At 71.2% G+C, this 16,048-nt stretch carries 11 protein-coding genes and 1 pseudogene; 11 read left to right on the top strand and 1 reads right to left on the bottom strand.

The window, feature by feature from the left end; translation table 11 throughout:
- Positions 1-130 precede the first annotated feature (130 nt).
- The 3 genes and pseudogenes from Raf01_RS11705 to Raf01_RS11695 all read left to right on the top strand — a co-directional run.
- Positions 131-1,201: pseudogene (locus Raf01_RS11705) on the top strand (VWA domain-containing protein); the annotation flags it as partial.
- A gap of 109 nt (positions 1,202-1,310) precedes the next feature.
- Positions 1,311-2,426, top strand: a complete 1,116-nt coding sequence (locus tag Raf01_RS11700) for an ATP-binding protein (protein WP_203917903.1) — start codon at positions 1,311-1,313, stop codon at positions 2,424-2,426.
- Entirely contained in the window at positions 2,423-5,491 is a 3,069-nt protein-coding gene (locus tag Raf01_RS11695) for a DUF5682 family protein (RefSeq protein ID WP_203917821.1), read from the top strand. Before Raf01_RS11700 ends, Raf01_RS11695 begins: the two co-directional genes overlap by 4 nt.
- Positions 5,492-5,515: 24 nt before the next feature.
- Here the strand turns inward: Raf01_RS11695 and Raf01_RS11690 are convergent, their stop codons facing one another.
- Complete coding sequence (locus Raf01_RS11690; RefSeq protein WP_203917820.1) at positions 5,516-5,677, bottom strand: hypothetical protein; 162 nt, start codon at positions 5,675-5,677, stop codon at positions 5,516-5,518.
- A 388-nt stretch (positions 5,678-6,065) separates the two neighbouring features.
- Between Raf01_RS11690 and Raf01_RS11685 the strand changes: the two genes are divergently transcribed.
- The 8 genes from Raf01_RS11685 to Raf01_RS11650 all read left to right on the top strand — a co-directional run bounded on the left by Raf01_RS11685 (position 6,066) and on the right by Raf01_RS11650 (position 16,043).
- The gene (locus Raf01_RS11685; protein WP_203917819.1) at positions 6,066-6,749 is read left to right on the top strand and encodes a LuxR C-terminal-related transcriptional regulator; all 684 of its coding nucleotides are present in this window, start codon (positions 6,066-6,068) and stop codon (positions 6,747-6,749) included.
- Between the two features lie 691 nt (positions 6,750-7,440).
- Positions 7,441-7,725 (top strand): hypothetical protein, encoded by a 285-nt coding sequence (locus Raf01_RS11680; protein WP_203917818.1) that lies wholly within the window; start codon positions 7,441-7,443, stop codon positions 7,723-7,725.
- A gap of 34 nt (positions 7,726-7,759) precedes the next feature.
- Entirely contained in the window at positions 7,760-9,700 is a 1,941-nt protein-coding gene (locus tag Raf01_RS11675) for a phage tail sheath family protein (RefSeq protein ID WP_203917817.1), read from the top strand.
- A gap of 30 nt (positions 9,701-9,730) precedes the next feature.
- Positions 9,731-10,231 carry a phage tail protein gene (locus Raf01_RS11670; protein ID WP_203917816.1) on the top strand — a complete coding sequence of 167 codons (501 nt, stop codon included), beginning with the start codon at positions 9,731-9,733 and terminating at the stop codon, positions 10,229-10,231.
- A 176-nt stretch (positions 10,232-10,407) separates the two neighbouring features.
- Complete coding sequence (locus tag Raf01_RS11665; RefSeq protein WP_203917815.1) at positions 10,408-11,379, top strand: T4 family baseplate hub assembly chaperone; 972 nt, start codon at positions 10,408-10,410, stop codon at positions 11,377-11,379.
- Positions 11,366-12,766, top strand: a complete 1,401-nt coding sequence (locus tag Raf01_RS11660; RefSeq protein WP_203917814.1) for a hypothetical protein — start codon at positions 11,366-11,368, stop codon at positions 12,764-12,766. Before Raf01_RS11665 ends, Raf01_RS11660 begins: the two co-directional genes overlap by 14 nt.
- The gene (locus Raf01_RS11655; RefSeq protein ID WP_203917813.1) at positions 12,763-13,602 is read left to right on the top strand and encodes a Pvc16 family protein; all 840 of its coding nucleotides are present in this window, start codon (positions 12,763-12,765) and stop codon (positions 13,600-13,602) included. Before Raf01_RS11660 ends, Raf01_RS11655 begins: the two co-directional genes overlap by 4 nt.
- Complete coding sequence (locus Raf01_RS11650) at positions 13,599-16,043, top strand: ATP-binding protein (protein ID WP_203917812.1); 2,445 nt, start codon at positions 13,599-13,601, stop codon at positions 16,041-16,043. The genes Raf01_RS11655 and Raf01_RS11650 overlap by 4 nt, the downstream gene beginning before the upstream one ends.
- Positions 16,044-16,048 lie beyond the last annotated feature (5 nt).

Genomic DNA, 16,048 nt, shown 5'->3' with positions numbered 1-16,048 from the left:
ACCGGCATCGCCGACCGCCGCCGCCAGGGTGGAGGCCGCCGGGGCGGAGGCCGCCGGGGCGGAGGCTGACAGGGCGGAGGCCGACAGGGCGGAGGCCCGCGGGGTGGAAGCCGCCGGAGAGGCCGACGCGGGCGGCGCCGAGGTCAGGCGCGCCGCCCTGGTGTCCAAGCTCCTGCTCAACGTGTTCCAGACCGGATCCGGAAACGTCACCGCCGGTCAACTGGCCAGGTGGCAGTCCGATGCCGGGTGGCTGGAGCGGGCGTGCGGGGCGCAGCCGGGCGAACTGCGCGGCCGGCCCGGCGGGGGCGGGCTGGGCGGCGTACTGGTCGGGCTGGAGGGCGACCTGGTGCGGCGCATGCGGCTGCGCGAGGTACTGGCGAACCCGACACTGGCGCGGCAGCTGACGCCGAGCATGTCGCTCATCGAGCAGCTGCTGCGCGACAAGGCGAACCTGTCAGGGGTCGCGCTGGCCAACGCCAAGGCTCTCATCCGCCGGTTCGTCGACGAGGTCGCCGAGGTACTGCGCACCCAGGTGCAGCAGACCAGCGTCGGTACGGTCGACCGGTCGGTACCGCCCAAGCGCGTGTTCCGCAACCTCGACCTCGACCGTACGATCTGGAAGAACCTCACCAACTGGAGCCCGCAGGACGAGCGGCTGTACGTCGATCGGCTGTATTACCGGCACACCGCCCGGCGCACCACCCCGGCACGGCTGATCGTGGTCGTCGACCAGTCGGGCTCGATGGTCGACTCGATGGTCAACTGCACCATCCTGGCCTCGATCTTCGCCGGGCTGCCGAAGGTGGACGTGCACCTGATCGCGTACGACACCCGGGCGCTCGACCTGACCCCGTGGGTACACGACCCGTTCGAGGTGCTGCTGCGCACGAAACTGGGCGGCGGCAACGACGGTCCGGTCGCCATGGCGATGGCCCGTCCGAAGATCACCGATCCGCGCAACACCGTCATGGTGTGGATCTCGGACTTCTACGAGTTCGACCGGTCCCAGCCGCTGTTCGACGGCATCGAGGCGGTGCACCGCTCGGGCGTACGGTTCATCCCGGTCGGCTCGGTCAACAGCTCCGGTCACCAGAGCGTCAACCCGTGGTTCCGCCAGCGGTTCAAGGACCTCGGCACACCGGTGATCTCGGGCCACATCCGCAAGCTCGTCTTCGAGCTGAAGAGCTTCCTCACCCAATGAGCCAGACGCTGAGCCACACACCGAGCCACGAACAAGGAGATTCGCGATGACCGCCAAGAACCGGCCGCTTGACCGCGACACCTCGTCCCTCGGCGCCGCTGGCGGCCGTATGACCGACGACATGCTCCGTGCCCCGGCGGAGGTCAAGTACGCCGAGGAACTCGACTGGCTGGAGTCGGTCGACGACGGTCCCAAGCCGTTCTCGTGGCGGCTCAGCCCCCGGATGGTCCGGCTGTTCGTGCTCGGGTCACAGCGCTCCGACGGGCTGGACCGCGAGATCGCCCAGAAGTGGTTCGGCGACCGCACCTTCGTCGAGCGCAGCATCGTGACGTTGGCATCCGACCGCGGCCTGCTGCTGATCGGGGATCCGGGCACCGGCAAGAGCTGGCTCGCCGAGCTGCTGGCCGCCGCCATCTCCCGCGACTCGACGCTGGTGGTGCAGGGCACCGCCGGGACGACCGAGGACCACATCAAGTACTCATGGAACGTCTCCATGGTGATCGCCCGTGGGCAGTCGCGCGAGTCGATGATCCCTTCGCCGATCATGACGGCGATGGAGCGCGGCGTCATAGGCCGCTTCGAGGAACTGACCCGGGCCACCAGCGACGTCCAGGATGCCCTGATCTCCATCCTGTCCGAGAAGTACGTCTCGGTACCCGAACTCGACGACGACGCGATCGTGTTCGCCAAGCCCGGCTTCTCCATCATCGCCACGGCCAACAGCCGCGACCGTGGGGTCAACGATCTCTCGTCGGCGCTCAAGCGGCGGTTCAACTTCGTGCGCATCCCGGTCGTCACGAACAAGCGCAGCGAGGCGGAGATCGTCCGGTTCCGCACCGAGGAGTTGCTGCGCCGGCACCAGATCGAGCTGGACGTGCCGCCGACGCTGCTGGACATCCTGCTGCAGAGCTTCGCCGACCTGCGCGCCGCAGCCGCGTCCGCCACCAGCGACGACGAGAAGCTGGAGTCGGCGCTGTCCACGGCCGAACAGATCGGCGTGCTGGAGGACGCGATCCTGCACAGCAACTTCTTCGGCGACCGGATCCTTCGGGCCGAGACGCTGGCCGGCTCGCTGGTGAGTTCGCTCGCCCGCCGCAGTCCCGAGGATCTGGCCATTCTGAACAAGTACTGGCACGGTGTCGTCGAGCCGCGCAGCAAGCAGGACGGTGACCCGTGGCCGGCGTTCCTGGACGGCGGCCGGCAGGCGATCGCCACCCTGTCATGAGCGGCAGCCCCTTCGGTCCCCTCCGGCAGCAGCTGCTCGACGCGGCCGGCACGCTCGCCGGCGGTCCGGACACGGTGGCCGGCATCCTCGCCGGCATGGTCGATGACGTCGACCGGGCGCTGGGCGAGGAACTGGAGATCTTCCCGGTGTGCCACCACTCACCGGCCTCCGCGCTGGCCATGGTCCGCCGCCTGCGGGAGAAGCAGCCGAAGGTGGTCTACCTGGAGATGTGCGAGGACCTGGCGCCACTGCTCGGGGAACTCCGCAACTGCCGGCTCCCGGTGGCACTGCAGGCGTTCGCCTCCGAGCTGGACGGGTTCCCGCCGGACTGGGGTCCGCTCAGCGTTGTCGCGCCGATCACCGAGGCGTCGGCGGAGTACCAGGCCATCGCGTACGCGCTGAACACGCCCGGTGTCGAGCTGGTGCTGGTGGACCGCTCGACCGATCACGTCTTCCAGTGGCTGCCGCGCGACGATCACACCGGGGCGGACCACGATGGGACCGACCACGATGGGACCGACCATGCCGAGACGGGGGAGGCGGCGGAGACCGCCGAGCACGTCGAGAACGCCGGCGACGGTGAGGAGGCGGCGCTGCACGGCGACGCCGTCGGCATCGAACTCGGCGACCTGCGGCCCCGGTTCGCCGAACTGGAGGCGCACCTGCTCGAACACGGCAAGGTACGGCACTGGTCCGAGTGGTGGGACCAGTGCGTGGAGCAGCCGCTGGTGGGTGCCGACTACGACACGTACCGGCAGGTCATGGTGCTGATCGGCAGCCTGTTCCGGCGGCTGGCCCCGGACGGCGGCTCGGCCGTGGCCACGGCGCGGGCGGCGGCCCGGCTGGCTCAGGACGAGGACCGGGAGCGCTACATGTGGACCCGGATGCGGGAGCACCTCGCTGCGACCGGCGTCGACGTGTCGCAGTGCCTGTACGTGTGTGGCGCCTTCCACGCGGCGAGCCGCGTCGAACAGTTCGGCGTGGGCTCGACCGCGTCCTGGTTCGACATCGCCCCGCGCACCGCCACCCGCTGGCTGTACGGGCTCATCCCGTCCAGCCACTCGGCGATCGAGGCACAGTTCGGGCTGGCCACCGGTTCGGTGTCGATCGCTGCCGCCACCTGGGCCAAAGCGGTCGGTCGGGGCGGCACCGTACCGTTCCAGTTGGAGGGCCAGAAGGGCACCCGCAAGCGGTCGGCCCCCGCGAAGCCAGCTGCGCCGGTGTCGCAAAAACCGTCTCGACCGGTCTCGCTCGGTGCCTCCGACGCCGTTCGGCGACCCGGACCGGTCGCCGACCGGCTGTCCGGCTTCCTGAGCCGCGCCCCCGAGCCGGGCGGCCTCGACGAGGACGAACTGCTGGGCTGGTGCGTCGACATCGTCCGGCTGGCCCGGCGCAACGGCTACCTGGCGAGCACCGCTGACGCCGTCGCCGTGTACGAGACCTCGATCCTGCTCGCCGGCCTGCGCAACCGGGCGCGGCCGACGCCGTACGACTTCCAGGACGCGGCCGTCACGTGCATCGAGAAAGACGTGGTGCCCGGTCGCCGCGACGTGCGCCGGCTGTGCGAGATCCTGCTCGGCGGCGACCGGATCGGCCAGGTCGGCTACGACGCCCTTCCGCCGCTGGCCCGCGACGTGTACGACAGGCTCGCTCCGTTGCGCCTCGACCTCGAGAAGCGCACGGTGCAGCGGGCGCTGATGGACCTGAACGCCACTCCGGAGCTGGAACCCTGCTCCCGGCTGCTCTGGATGCTGCGGTACCTGCTGCCCGACGACGCCGTACGCCCGATCATGGGGGAGCGGCGGCTGGGCGAGCGTTCGATCCAGGAGAGCTGGGATCTCGCGATCGGCCGGCACCAGCGGTCGATCATCGAGCTGGGATACGAGGGCGTCACCGTCGAGCAGGTGCTGGAGCAGCGCCTGCGCCGGTCCGTCTGGGGGCCGGACGCCACCGCCGCCGTCGCGCTGAGGGCGGTCGAGGATGCCGTGCTGTACCTGGGTGGCCGGCGGTTCACCGACGAACTGGGCGCCCGGGCGGTGGAGCTGCTCGCGGCCGAGCGCACCGTCGACGATGCCCCGGAGGTGCTGCGTCGCATCCGCCGGCTGCTCGCCCACTACCGAGCGACCGAGCCGGCGCTGCCGGCATGGTGCGAGGCGTTCGTCACCGCCGGGTACGCGCACTACTGCACGCTGCTGCCGACCGCCTTCGTAGACGAGGACACCGGGGTCCGGCAGGTGGCCGCGATGCTCGGCTTCCTGCTCACCATGGAGAGCCTGGCGCTGTCCCTCGGCTGCGACCGCGCCCAGCTCGAACTGGCCGTGCGGCAGTCCCACCCGGAGGCGCCCGCGAAGGTGGCGCTGCTGTGGGCCGCCCGGTTCCAGCTCGGCCTTCTGGCGCTGGCCGACCTGCGGTCGCGGTGCGACGAGCTGCTGGACAACCCGCTGGTGGTACCGGCATTCCCGCAGTACCTGAGCGGGTTCGTCCAGGCGCTGGAACCGGCGCCGGCACTGGCCCCGTTCGTGGTCGAGATCATGTCGAACGCGTTCGCCCGGCTGCCCGATCCGGTGTTGCTGCCCTGGCTGCCCACGCTGATCACGACCCTCCGGGACCAGGCGCACGAACTGGTGCCGGTGCTGGTACGGGAGGCGGGCCGCACGTTCCCGGCGAGCCTGCCGGCGGTTGACGCGTGGGTACCGCCGTGGCTGAGCCCGTCCGGCGGCGCCCGCGACGGCGGCCGTAGCGACGTGGCCGGCGCGGGGGCGGGCGGGGCAGCGGACGGGCTGGTACCGGCCGGTCCGGTCGCGGACCTGCTCGTCGACAACCCGATGACCTGCGACGCCGTGGCCGAGCTGCTCGGCTGTGACGCCGGTTGGCGCACGCCCGGGGCCGGCGCGGGGACGACGGTCGGTCCAGTGACGGCGGCTGGTCCAGGGGCGTTGGCCGGCACAGGAATGGCGGCCGGTACACGGGCGGCGGTCGCCGTGACCGGGGCGGCCGAGCTTCTGGCCCGGCACCCCGGATCGGCGACCGCCGTCGCGGAGCTGCTCGTGCGTTCCGGAGGCTAGCGGGCCGCCGGCGGGCGCCGCCGATCAGCCGGCGGCGTCCGGGACCATCTGGAACGTGGGGTGGTCCGCCGGGTCGGGCAGCTGGTCGAGGCTGGCGGTCACCTTCGGCATCTTGCCGTACTGGCGGCTGTACGCCCCGATCAGCGACCCAGACCAGTCGCACTGCCCGCTGACCCTGCCGGGCACCGTGTCGCTCCCTTCCGGGGTGGGATCCTCCGCGTACCCGCTGAAGATGGTCCTCCACCATCTCGGCGGCAAACGATGCGGCAAACGATGCGGCGAACGATGCGGCGAGCGATGCGACTAATGCGGCGGCGAGCGATGCGGCGAACGGTCCCGTGCCGGCGGCGTCCCTGTTCCCGTCGCCGTTTGCGCAACGATCGATCCTGCGCCGTGGCGTGCCGTGCCCGGCCCACTGCCCATACTGTCCGATCAGACGACCCATTCGAGCCGCCGGGATGTATCTCGGCCGGGCCGTGTCGCGCAGGTGTCAAAGCACTTGCGCGCGCGCACCGGCCAGGGTCCGCTAAAGGGGCGCTGATCTGCTGAAACACAGACCCGGGGAGCGATGTCGGTGAGTGTTGTCGAAGAGGTGACCGGGGTCCGCGTGCTCGTCGTGGACGACATCAGGCTCTACCGCGACGGCCTCGTCGCGGTGCTCGAGCGGGAACCGTTCATCGTGGGAGCCGCCGGAGTGCCGGACGCCGAAGGGGCTCTGCGGCTGCTGCGCGGGCGCGGGTTCGAGGTGGTACTGCTCAGCATGGCGACGGCGAACAGCGTCGCGATCTGTCGCGATCTCGTCGCTTCCGCCGACGGTGCGCGCGTGGTCGCGCTCGCTGTGTCCGGCAGCGACGACGAGGTGGTCGCGTGCGCGGAGGCGGGCGTCTCGGGGTACCTGTTGCGGGACGCGCCGCACGCGGAGCTCGTCGACGTGATCGCGAGCGCGGCACGCGGAGAGACTTCGTGCCCGTCCCGGATCGGAGCGGCACTGATGCGCCGGATGGGCGCGCTGGCCGCCGAGCGGCAGACCTGGGTCGGGCCGGACCGGTTGACTCCCCGCGAGCGGGAGATCCTGGACCTCATCGAGCAGGGCAAGTCGAACAAGGAAATCGCGCGGCTGCTCTGTATCGAGGTGCGTACCGTCAAGAATCACGTTCACAACCTGCTCGAGAAGCTGAAGGTGCACCGTCGCGGGGAGGCGGCGGCGCTCCTGCGTTCCCGGCACCGGATTCCGAGCGGCCGGGTGCAGTTCGGCTGAACCGGCCGCTCCTGCTCGGCTCGGCATCGGCCCGGCTCCGCATCCTGCTCGGCACTGCATCCTGCTCGGCACTGCATCCTGTTGGAAGGGACTGGATTCAAGGAACTGGATCCAAGGGACTAGTACCGGCCCGCGAGGTACTAGAACCGCTACCCGGTCCCTCTTTGAATACCAATCTCTATATCGCCCCGCGGGAACGAACCGTAACGTCGAAGGCACCTCCGGTCAGGAGGTCACGGTGAAACACGCCGGGTCGGCCCGGCGAGTCACCGACCCGAACTTTGTGACAACACCGACGCGACCAGGACCGGACGGCACCGGACGGCCCGGGGATCGACACGGCCTGCCGCCGTACGACCGGCGGCACGGGGGAGTCCGTGCCGAGCGGCGGGCGCTCGGCCAACCGCTGGACGGCGGCAGGGGAACGCAGCGCGACCGCCGCGGAGACACGCAAGCGCGATGACGCAACACGAGTGACGGGGCCCAACGCGGGCGCCAACCAGAACCGTGGAAGCGGCGAAAGGCAACGACACCGCGGGCAACGACACCGCGGGCAACGAGAGCACGGGCAACGAGAGCACGGGCAACGAGAGCACGGGCAACGAGAGCACCGGCAACGAGAGCATGGACAGCGGCGGACCGTCGCGGGACAAGGCGCGGACAACCTCCAACGGCAGCAGGGAGATTCGAGATGGGTGTGAAGCTGAGAAATCTTCTCGCCTCGGGACCGGTCGTGGTGCCGTTGAACACCGGGGCCACGGTGCGACTGTCACCCGGGCAGACCTCCGACGAACTGGCCGACGTCGAGGTGACGGACAACGCCAAGGTCGAGAAGCTGCGGCGGCTGGGCCTCATCGAGGTCGAGACGACCGGGCGGGCCGCGAAGGCCGCCGACGCCGACGGCGAATCCACCGACAGTCAACCCGACGCCACCTCGCGCCGGTCACCCCGCAAGCGATCCGAGACTTCCCGGTGACCCGTCCCCGGGTCGACTGCGATAGGAGACAACCATGCCGACGCTGACCTATCCGGGCGTCTACATCGAGGAGATTTCCAGCGGTGTACGGCCGCTGGAGGTCGCCAGCACCTCCACGGCCGCCTTCGTCGGCCTGGCCGAGATGGGCCCGGACGCGGCCACCCGGGTCACCAACTGGACCGAGTTCCAGCGCCTGTACGGCTCGTTCATCACCGACGGGTACCTGGCGCACAGCGTCTTCCAGTACTTCAACAACGGCGGCCGGCAGTGCTACATCGTGCGCGTCACCCGGTCCGACGCGGTGACCGCCACCGTCACGGTGAACAACCGTGCCGCGGCCGCGGTCGCCGGCCTGACCTTCTCGGCGAAGAACAAGGGCGCGTGGGGCAACTCGCTGTTCCTCCAGATCGAGGACGGGACGCTCGACCCCGGCAACGAGTTCAGGCTGAGCGTGCGCCGGCAGGACGACCCCGACGTGGTACCGGCCAACTTCAAGGACACCACGCCGCTGGAGGTCTTCGACAACCTGAGCATCGACCCCACCGCGGCCAACTACGTGGTCGGCGTGCTCTCCCAGGACTCGACGCTCATCGACGCACAGGTGCTGTCGGCCAACGTCAGCACCCAGCGCGGCGTTCACCGGGGCGGCTTCGCGCCGACCCTGCCGCTGGGCGCGAACGTCAGCTTCCAGGTCAACCTGGACGGCGACGGGTACCAGGTGGTGAGCCTCCCGGCCGCGATCGGCACCTCGACCGTACTGGCCGACGTGGCGGCCGCGATCCAGACGGCGGTACGGGCGCTGACGAAGAAGAAGACGTCCACCGACGCGACGGCGTTCAGCGGGTTCACCGCGACTGTCGAGACGGTCGCCACCCAGTCCCGGCTGGTGCTCCAGTCCGGTACGAACGCGGCCAGCTCATCGGTCGCGATCCAGCCGGCCGCCACCAACGACGCCACGGCGCTGCTCAAGCTCGGTACCGGCAATGGCGGCCAGTCGGAGAGCGGCATCGCGGTACGCCGCCCGGCGAAGGCGGACGTGGTGCAGCTCGGCGACGCGGCGGTGGCCCCGCCGGTCACCGCGGCCACCCTGGGCAGCGACGGTACCGCCGCGGTGACCGAGGTGACGTTCAGCGCGGCGTTCACCCGGCTGGACACCATCACCGACTTCAGCCTGCTCGCGGTGCCCGGCGAGGGTACGACGGCCATGTTCGACCTGGGTACGGCGTACTGCGCCAACCGCCCGCTGAAGGATGTCTTCTACGTCGGCGAGACCGCGGCGCACGACGACACCCCGGACGAGGCGGCCACGTTCCGCAACAAGCTCACCACCGCCAACTCGTACGGGGCGCTGTACTTCCCGTGGGTCAAGGCGCTCGACCCGACCGGCGCGTCCGCGGAGCCGATCCTGCTCCCGCCGTCCGGCTACCTCACCGGCCTGTACGCCCGCATCGACGCCTCCCGGGGCGTGTGGAAGGCGCCCGCCGGTACCGAGGCGAGTCTCAACGGCGTCGTCGGGCTGGCCGCCGAACTCAGCGATGTCCAGCAGGGCAACCTGAACCCGATGGGGGTGGACGTGATCCGCCGCTTCCCCGGTTCGGGGGTGGTGGCGTTCGGTGCCCGTACCGTGTCGTCCGACCCGGAGTGGCGCTACGTGCCGGTCCGCCGGACCGCCATCATGCTGCGGGTCAGCATCTACAACGGGATCCAGTGGGCGGTGTTCGAGCCGAACGACGAGCCGCTGTGGTCGCAGCTGCGCCTGAACATCGGCTCGTTCATGATGACCCTCTTCCGTCAGGGCGCGTTCCAGGGATCCACGCCGTCGCAGGGCTTCTTCGTCAAGTGCGACGCGGAGACGACCACGCAGGCCGACATCGACGCTGGCGTCGTCAACGTGCTGGTGGGTTTCGCGCCGCTGAAGCCGGCGGAGTTCGTCGTCGTCAAGATCAGCCAGAAGGCGGGGCTGGCGTCCGGCTGACGGCGGCGCCTACCGAAGGGAGAGTGACCGATGGCCAAGTTCACCGTCAACACCACGCGGTTCGACCCGTACCTCGGGTACAAGTTCAAGATCAAGGTCGACAACCAGTACGTCGCGGGTCTCAACAAGTGCAGCGCGTTGAAGAAGACCACGGAGGTCACGCCCTGGTACGAGGGTGGCGACTCCAGCGGGCCGCACCAGATCCCGGGAAAGACGAAGTACGACCCGATCACCCTGGAGGCGGGTGTCACGCACGACACCACCTTCGAGGACTGGGCCAACAAGGTGAACAACTTCCAGGGCGACGCGGCCATGTCGCTGGCCACGTTCCGCAAGGACATCAGCATCGAGGTCTACAACCACCAGGGCACGAAGGTGTTGGCGTACAACGTCTTCCGGGCCTGGGTCTCGGAGTACCAGGCGCTGCCCCAGCTCGACGCGAGCGGCAACGCGGTGATGATCACCACGATCAAGCTGGAGAACGAGGGCTGGGTGCGGGACACCTCGGTGACCGAGCCCAAGGAGACGTAGGCCATGCCTCGAAGTACCTGGCCGGCCTGCGGCGGGTCCAGACGACGACCGGCGGCGTTGTCGTCTCGTCCGGATACGACACCGATATCCGGACGAGACGCCGCCTTGCCGGATCGCCGCCTGAACCTCGCCTCGGCTCGACGGAGCACTTCGAGACACGGCCTGGGAGGTGCGGGGTGAGTGGGCTGCTGCCGGGCGGGTACTGGGATTCCACCGGGCGGCTGCACCGCGACTTCGAGCTGGCGGCGCTCACCGGGCGCGAGGAGGAGCTGCTGGCTACCGCGGGGCGGCCGCAGACCGCCACGCTCGTGACCGAGGTGCTCAGCCGCTGCGTCCGGCGGCTGGGCGGGATCAGGCCGGTTCCGCCGGAGGTCGTCCGGCAACTGCTCGTGGCCGACCGGCAGTACCTCCTGCTCCAGTTGCGCCGCGCGACGTTCGGCGACGCGGTACGGGCCGACCTGGTGTGCCCGTGGCCGGAGTGCGGCCAGCGGGTGTCCATCGAGTTCTCCATCGCCGACGTCCCGGTCGAACCGGCGCCGCAGCCGGCACCGGCGTACACCATGACGCTGTCGGCCGCCGCTCTCGGCCGCGAGGAGGCCCGGGACGGCGCTGTCGCGAAGGACGGCGGTAGTGCGGAGGACGGCAGTAGTGGGAAGGGCGACGATATCGCGGGGGACGACGGCGCCGCGGAGGTGGTCTTCCGGCTGCCCGACGGATCCGACCAGGAGGCACTGTCGGATCGGTTGGCACGTAACGAGGCGGAGGCGCTGACCGCGCTGCTGACCCGGTGCGTACTGCGCATCGGCACCGGCGGGCCGCCAGACGCCGACCGGATCGCGCGACTGTCCACAGTGGCCCGTGCGGAAATCGAGGAGCACATGCGGCGGGTCGCGCCGCGGGTGGAGCAGACGATGGAGGCCCGCTGCGCCGAGTGTGGACGCACGTTCGTCGCACCCTTCGACATCCAGCGGTTCTTCCTCGGCCAGCTGCGCACCGACGGCCGGCTGCTCTACCAGGAAGTGCACTACCTGGCGTACCACTACCACTGGAGCGAGCGCGAAATCATGGACATGACGCGGGACAAGCGCCGGACGTACATCGAGGTGCTCGCTGACGCGATCGAGGTGCTCAACAGTGGCGCCCGGTGACTACCTGCGGGGCGTGCTGGCCGACGGGGCGCGTCCGTTCCGGTACCGGGCCGGGGTCCGCGAGCTGCTCGGCGTGCCGGACGAGACCGGGGTACCGGTGAGCTTCGGGGCACGGGTGCCGGCCGCGGCCTTCGCCTACCTGCGGGCACCCGACGCCTTTCCGGTCGAGGACGCGCCGCCGGAGTGGCTGGCGGCCCCGGACTCCGGCTGGTTCGACGAGCCCGGTACGGCGAACACGCTGGCCGCACCCGAGGCCGGACCGCCGCCGCAGTCCACTGTGGACACCTCGCTCACCATCCCGGGCAGTACGCCGCGTCCGGCCGGCGACGCGCACTGGTCGGCGCTGCCCGATCGGCGACCCGACGCTGTCGGGCCACCGGTGACGGCGGCGCCACCCGACCCCGGGGACGGTGTGGCCGGTCCGGTACCGGCACAGCCGGGCCGCACCGGCGCCGGCGGTGAGGCGGGGCGCGCGGCCCCGGTGGAGGCAAGCGATCCGGGCTTTCCGGGGGTCGTGCCCGCGGGCAGGCACCCGACGATGCCGCCGCAGCGGCCCGACCCCGGCCGTTCCGGGCCGACGGGGATACCGGCCGGTGGGCTTTCCGACGCCGAGCCCGCCGGTGCTCCGCCGCGCACTGCTACCTCTCGCGATGCCCGGCCCGAGCGCCGAGGCGCGGCCACCGGTGCCGGAACTGGCGCCGGCACGGGCTCGGCGGGTGCCGGCGCCCCGGCCGACGGCACCGAGGCTGTCCTGGCGGAGCCGCTGGGGCCGTCCGGCGGGATACGCCGGCGCGGGAGCGGAGCGTTCCCGCGCGGCACGGCCACCGGCGCCCGGTTCACGGGCACCGGCTCCGGACCGGCCGAGCCTGGTGCCCTGACTGACCCCGGTGCCCTGACTGACCCCGGCGCACTGTCCGACGCCGCATCCCTGGGCGCCGCAGCCCGTGACGCCGCATCGCTGGGCGCCGCAGCCCTGGGCGGCGCAGGCCTGGGCGGCGCCGACATCGCGGCCGGCCGGGGCTCCGCCGCCACCCCGTCCACTGCCACCCCGCCACGCACCAGGTCGGCCGTCCGGCCGATCCCGACGACCGCGCCCACCCGATCCTCCGGGCCAGTGACCGCGCAGCAGGTACGGACGCCCGATCCGGGCGCGGCAGACTCCGGTACCGGTGAGTCCGACGCCTTCGAACTGCCCTACCACCGAACGGGCGAGCGGCACCGGACCGCTCCGCAGTCGCCGGCTGCCCCGGAGCCACCGGCCACCCCGCCGGCCGCTCCACCGGCCCAGGTCGTGGTGATCCGGCAGGCGGCACCGCCGGTCGTGACCACCGCAGCCTTCTGGGAACGCCGGCACGTCGGCCGGCTGCGCGCCAGGATCCTGCGATGAGCGCCTCGACCGCGATCGGCATGGTCGGCGCCTCTCTGCGCAGCATGCTTATCGGCGAGATGCACCTGAGCCCGGCGGTCGACGTGACCATCCTGGCCCCGGATGAGCAGGGCAGTGGCCGGCGGGTGAACCTGTTCCTCTACAAGCTGGTGGAAAACCCGTTCCTGAAGAACCAGGACTGGACGGTGAAGCCCGGCAATCCCAACCAACTGGTCGCGGCTCCGCTGTCGCTGAGCCTGTTCTACCTTCTGACGCCGTACGCGCCGAACGACCCGCAGACCGGTAACGCGACCGCGCACCAGATCCTCGGCGAGGCGATGCGGGTGCTCTACGAGAACGCGGTGATCCCACCGTCCTATCTGGACCCCGGGCTGGCAGGCGCCCGGGAGAGCCTCCAGGTCGCCAGTACCGCGCTGGATCCGGAGGAGTTGCGGGGGATCTGGACCACGTTCTCCCAGCCGTTCCGGCTGTCCGTGATGTACCAGGTCTCCACCGTCCAACTGGACCGGTCGGCGGCCGGCCAGCGGCCGATGCCCAAGCGGGTACGGCAGGTGGGCGTACCCGACGTACGCGCGCCGCTGGACCCGCCGTCGGTCACCGACATGTCCCCGGCCAGCGGCCCGGCCGGTACCGTGCTCACCTTCACCGGCGTGAACCTGGCCGGCTGGCACGCCGGCGCGACATTTTCCAACCAGACTCTGCTCGCCGGACTGCCGTTGGCCGGCGACACGTTCACCGCGACCCTGCCGGGTGGCCTGCTGCCCGGGTTCTACGACGTCCGGGTGGACGTCTCCGGGCTGTTCCGCCGCACCTTCCTGTTCGAGATCACGCCATGAGTACCCGCGACGATCCGCTGGCCGGCGCGGGCCACCTCCCGTACCGGGACAACGCCGACTACCTCGCCGACGAACTGCGCCGGCTGGATCTGCTCATCCGGCTGCGGGTGGAGACGCTGCGCGAGTACGGCCGGGCGGCGCCGCGGGCGCAGGCGTCCCGCTCGGTCTACATCACGCCGGAGGAGGTCGACTGGCTGCTGACCCCGGCGGCCGGTGCGGTCCCGCAGGACGAGGGGCCGCCGGACAGCGAGCCGCCGAACAGCGGGCCGGCAGCCGCCGGGAGGTCAGCCGGAGGCAGGGCGGCCGTCACGACGGAGCCGGCAGGCGGCGAAGAGCCAGACCCGGCGGGCGAGGCGCCCGGTGAGAGTGACGCGCTGCGCGCCGCCCTCGGCCGGCTGTCCGACGAGATCGACGAACGGGTCGAGCGCAGTCTCACCGCCGGGGTGACTCTCGGGCTGCCCACCCTCGGCCGGCTGTTCGGACTGTCCACCATGGAGCTTCAAGCCGTGATGGTCTGCCTCGCCCCCGAGCTGCGCCGTGCGTACGACCGGCTGTACGCCTACCTTCAGGACGACATCACCCGGCAGCGGCCCAGCGTCGACCTGATCCTCGAGTTGCTGTGCCCGCACGAGCGGCAGCGCTGGGCGGCCCGCGCGACCTTCTCCGAGGCCGCTCCGCTGCGCCGTGCCGGCATCCTGCGCCGGGTCGACGACCCGGCCAGTCCGTCCGGCTCCACCGGACTGGCCCAGTTTCTCGCGCTCGACCCGCGCGTCTGCCGGTACCTGCTGGGCGTGGACGAGCTGGACGTCCGGCTGGCCGGCCGGGCGAGGTTGTACCGGCCGGCCAGCGCTCCGGCGGCACCCGAGGTCGACCCGGAGGTCGTGGACGGACTGGTACGCCTGGCCGGGCACCACGCCGGTGCCGACCGGTCGGACTGGCGGGCGCTGGTACTCCCTCTGTCCGGCCCGGCCGGCGCGGGCAAGCGGGAACTGGCCCGGCAGGTCTGCGAGCGCCTGGGCGTGGCGCTGTTGAGCGTCGACGCGGCGGTGGGTCACCCGGTCGCGGCGGGACCGGCCGAGGATCCGCCGGGCACGGCGCCGGGCGCGCTGGACACGGCGCCGGACTGGCGGCTGGTCTTCCGGGAAGCGCTGCTGCACCGGGCGGCGGTCCACGTCGCCGGTGCCGACGCGCTGATCCGGCCGGGTGGCCCGAACGGGCTCGATCCGCTGGTGACCGCCGCGGCCGAGCTGGGCTGGCTGGTGTTCCTGTCCGGCGAGTCCGCCTTCGCCGACCAGGGTGCCGTGCGCGGTACCGCCGCCGGCGACGTGGTGGTCCAGCCGGTCGTCGTACCTTTGCCGGACGTGCCGCGCAGCGTCGAGATCTGGCACCACGCCCTCGCCGGGCATACACCAGACGCGCGGCACTGGGCCGCCGAACTGGCCGCACGGTTCCGGCTGACGCCGGGCCGGATCCGGGCCGCGGTCGAACTGGCCGGCAACGAGCGGCTGATGCGCTCGCCGTCGCGGCCGCTGACTCTGGCCGACGTGTACGCCGCCTGCCGGGCGCAGTCCAGCCGGAAGCTCGGGGACCTGGCCGTCAAGGTGCGGCCCCACTGCGGGTGGGACGACCTGGTGCTGCCCGCCGACCGGGTGGCTCACCTCCGGGAGATCTGCGACCAGGTACGGCAGCAGTACCGCGTCTTCGACGGCTGGGGCTTCGGCGCGAAGCTCAGCCACGGCAAGGGGCTGTCGGTGTTGTTCTCCGGTCCGCCGGGCACCGGCAAGACGATGGCGGCCGAGGTGCTGGCCGGCGAACTGGAGCTGGACCTCTACAAGGTGGACCTGTCCGGGGTGGTCGACAAGTACATCGGCGAGACCGAGAAGAACCTGGGCCGCATCTTCGACGAGGCTCAGGCGAGCAACGGAATCCTGTTCTTCGACGAGGCCGACTCGGTGTTCGGCAAGCGGACCGAAGTGTCCGACGCGCACGACCGGTACGCCAACATCGAGACCAGCTACCTGCTGCAGAAGATCGAGGAGTACGAGGGCACCGTCATCCTCGCCACGAACCTGCGGCAGAACCTGGACGAGGCGTTCACCCGGCGCATCCGGTGTGTCGTGGAGTTCCCGTTCCCGGAGGCCGACAGCCGGCTGCGGATCTGGCGGGGGCTGTTCCCGCGCGAGGCACCGGTCTCCTCCGACGTCGACTTCGCCATGCTGGCCCGGGAGTTCCCGGTGACCGGCGGAAACATCAAGAACATCGTCATGAACGCGGCGTTCCTGGCCGCGGCGGACGGCGGGACCATCGGGCGCCGGCACATCCTGCGGGGAACCAGGCGCGAGTACGAGAAGATCGGCAAGCTCTGGTCCGAGCCGGCCGACACCTCCGCACTCTCCGAACCCGGGTTCGAAGACTCCGCACAGCTTTCCGGAATCGGTTGAGGAGG

This window comes from Rugosimonospora africana (assembly GCF_016862975.1).
Lineage (GTDB): Bacteria > Actinomycetota > Actinomycetes > Mycobacteriales > Micromonosporaceae > Rugosimonospora > Rugosimonospora africana.
The sequence above is the reverse complement of the archived record's forward strand: the minus strand, read 5'-3'. Positions and strand labels throughout refer to the sequence as shown.

Bases quoted from the DNA above. Each gene is read 5' to 3' on its own strand.
- Raf01_RS11700 (WP_203917903.1), top strand. From the start codon at position 1,311: ATGACCGACGACATGCTCCGTGCCCCGGCGGAGGTCAAGTACGCCGAG.
- Raf01_RS11695 (WP_203917821.1), top strand. From the start codon at position 2,423: ATGAGCGGCAGCCCCTTCGGTCCCCTCCGGCAGCAGCTGCTCGACGCG.
- Raf01_RS11680 (WP_203917818.1), top strand. From the start codon at position 7,441: ATGGGTGTGAAGCTGAGAAATCTTCTCGCCTCGGGACCGGTCGTGGTG.
- Raf01_RS11675 (WP_203917817.1), top strand. From the start codon at position 7,760: ATGCCGACGCTGACCTATCCGGGCGTCTACATCGAGGAGATTTCCAGC.
- Raf01_RS11670 (WP_203917816.1), top strand. From the start codon at position 9,731: ATGGCCAAGTTCACCGTCAACACCACGCGGTTCGACCCGTACCTCGGG.
- Raf01_RS11655 (WP_203917813.1), top strand. From the start codon at position 12,763: ATGAGCGCCTCGACCGCGATCGGCATGGTCGGCGCCTCTCTGCGCAGC.
- Raf01_RS11650 (WP_203917812.1), top strand. From the start codon at position 13,599: ATGAGTACCCGCGACGATCCGCTGGCCGGCGCGGGCCACCTCCCGTAC.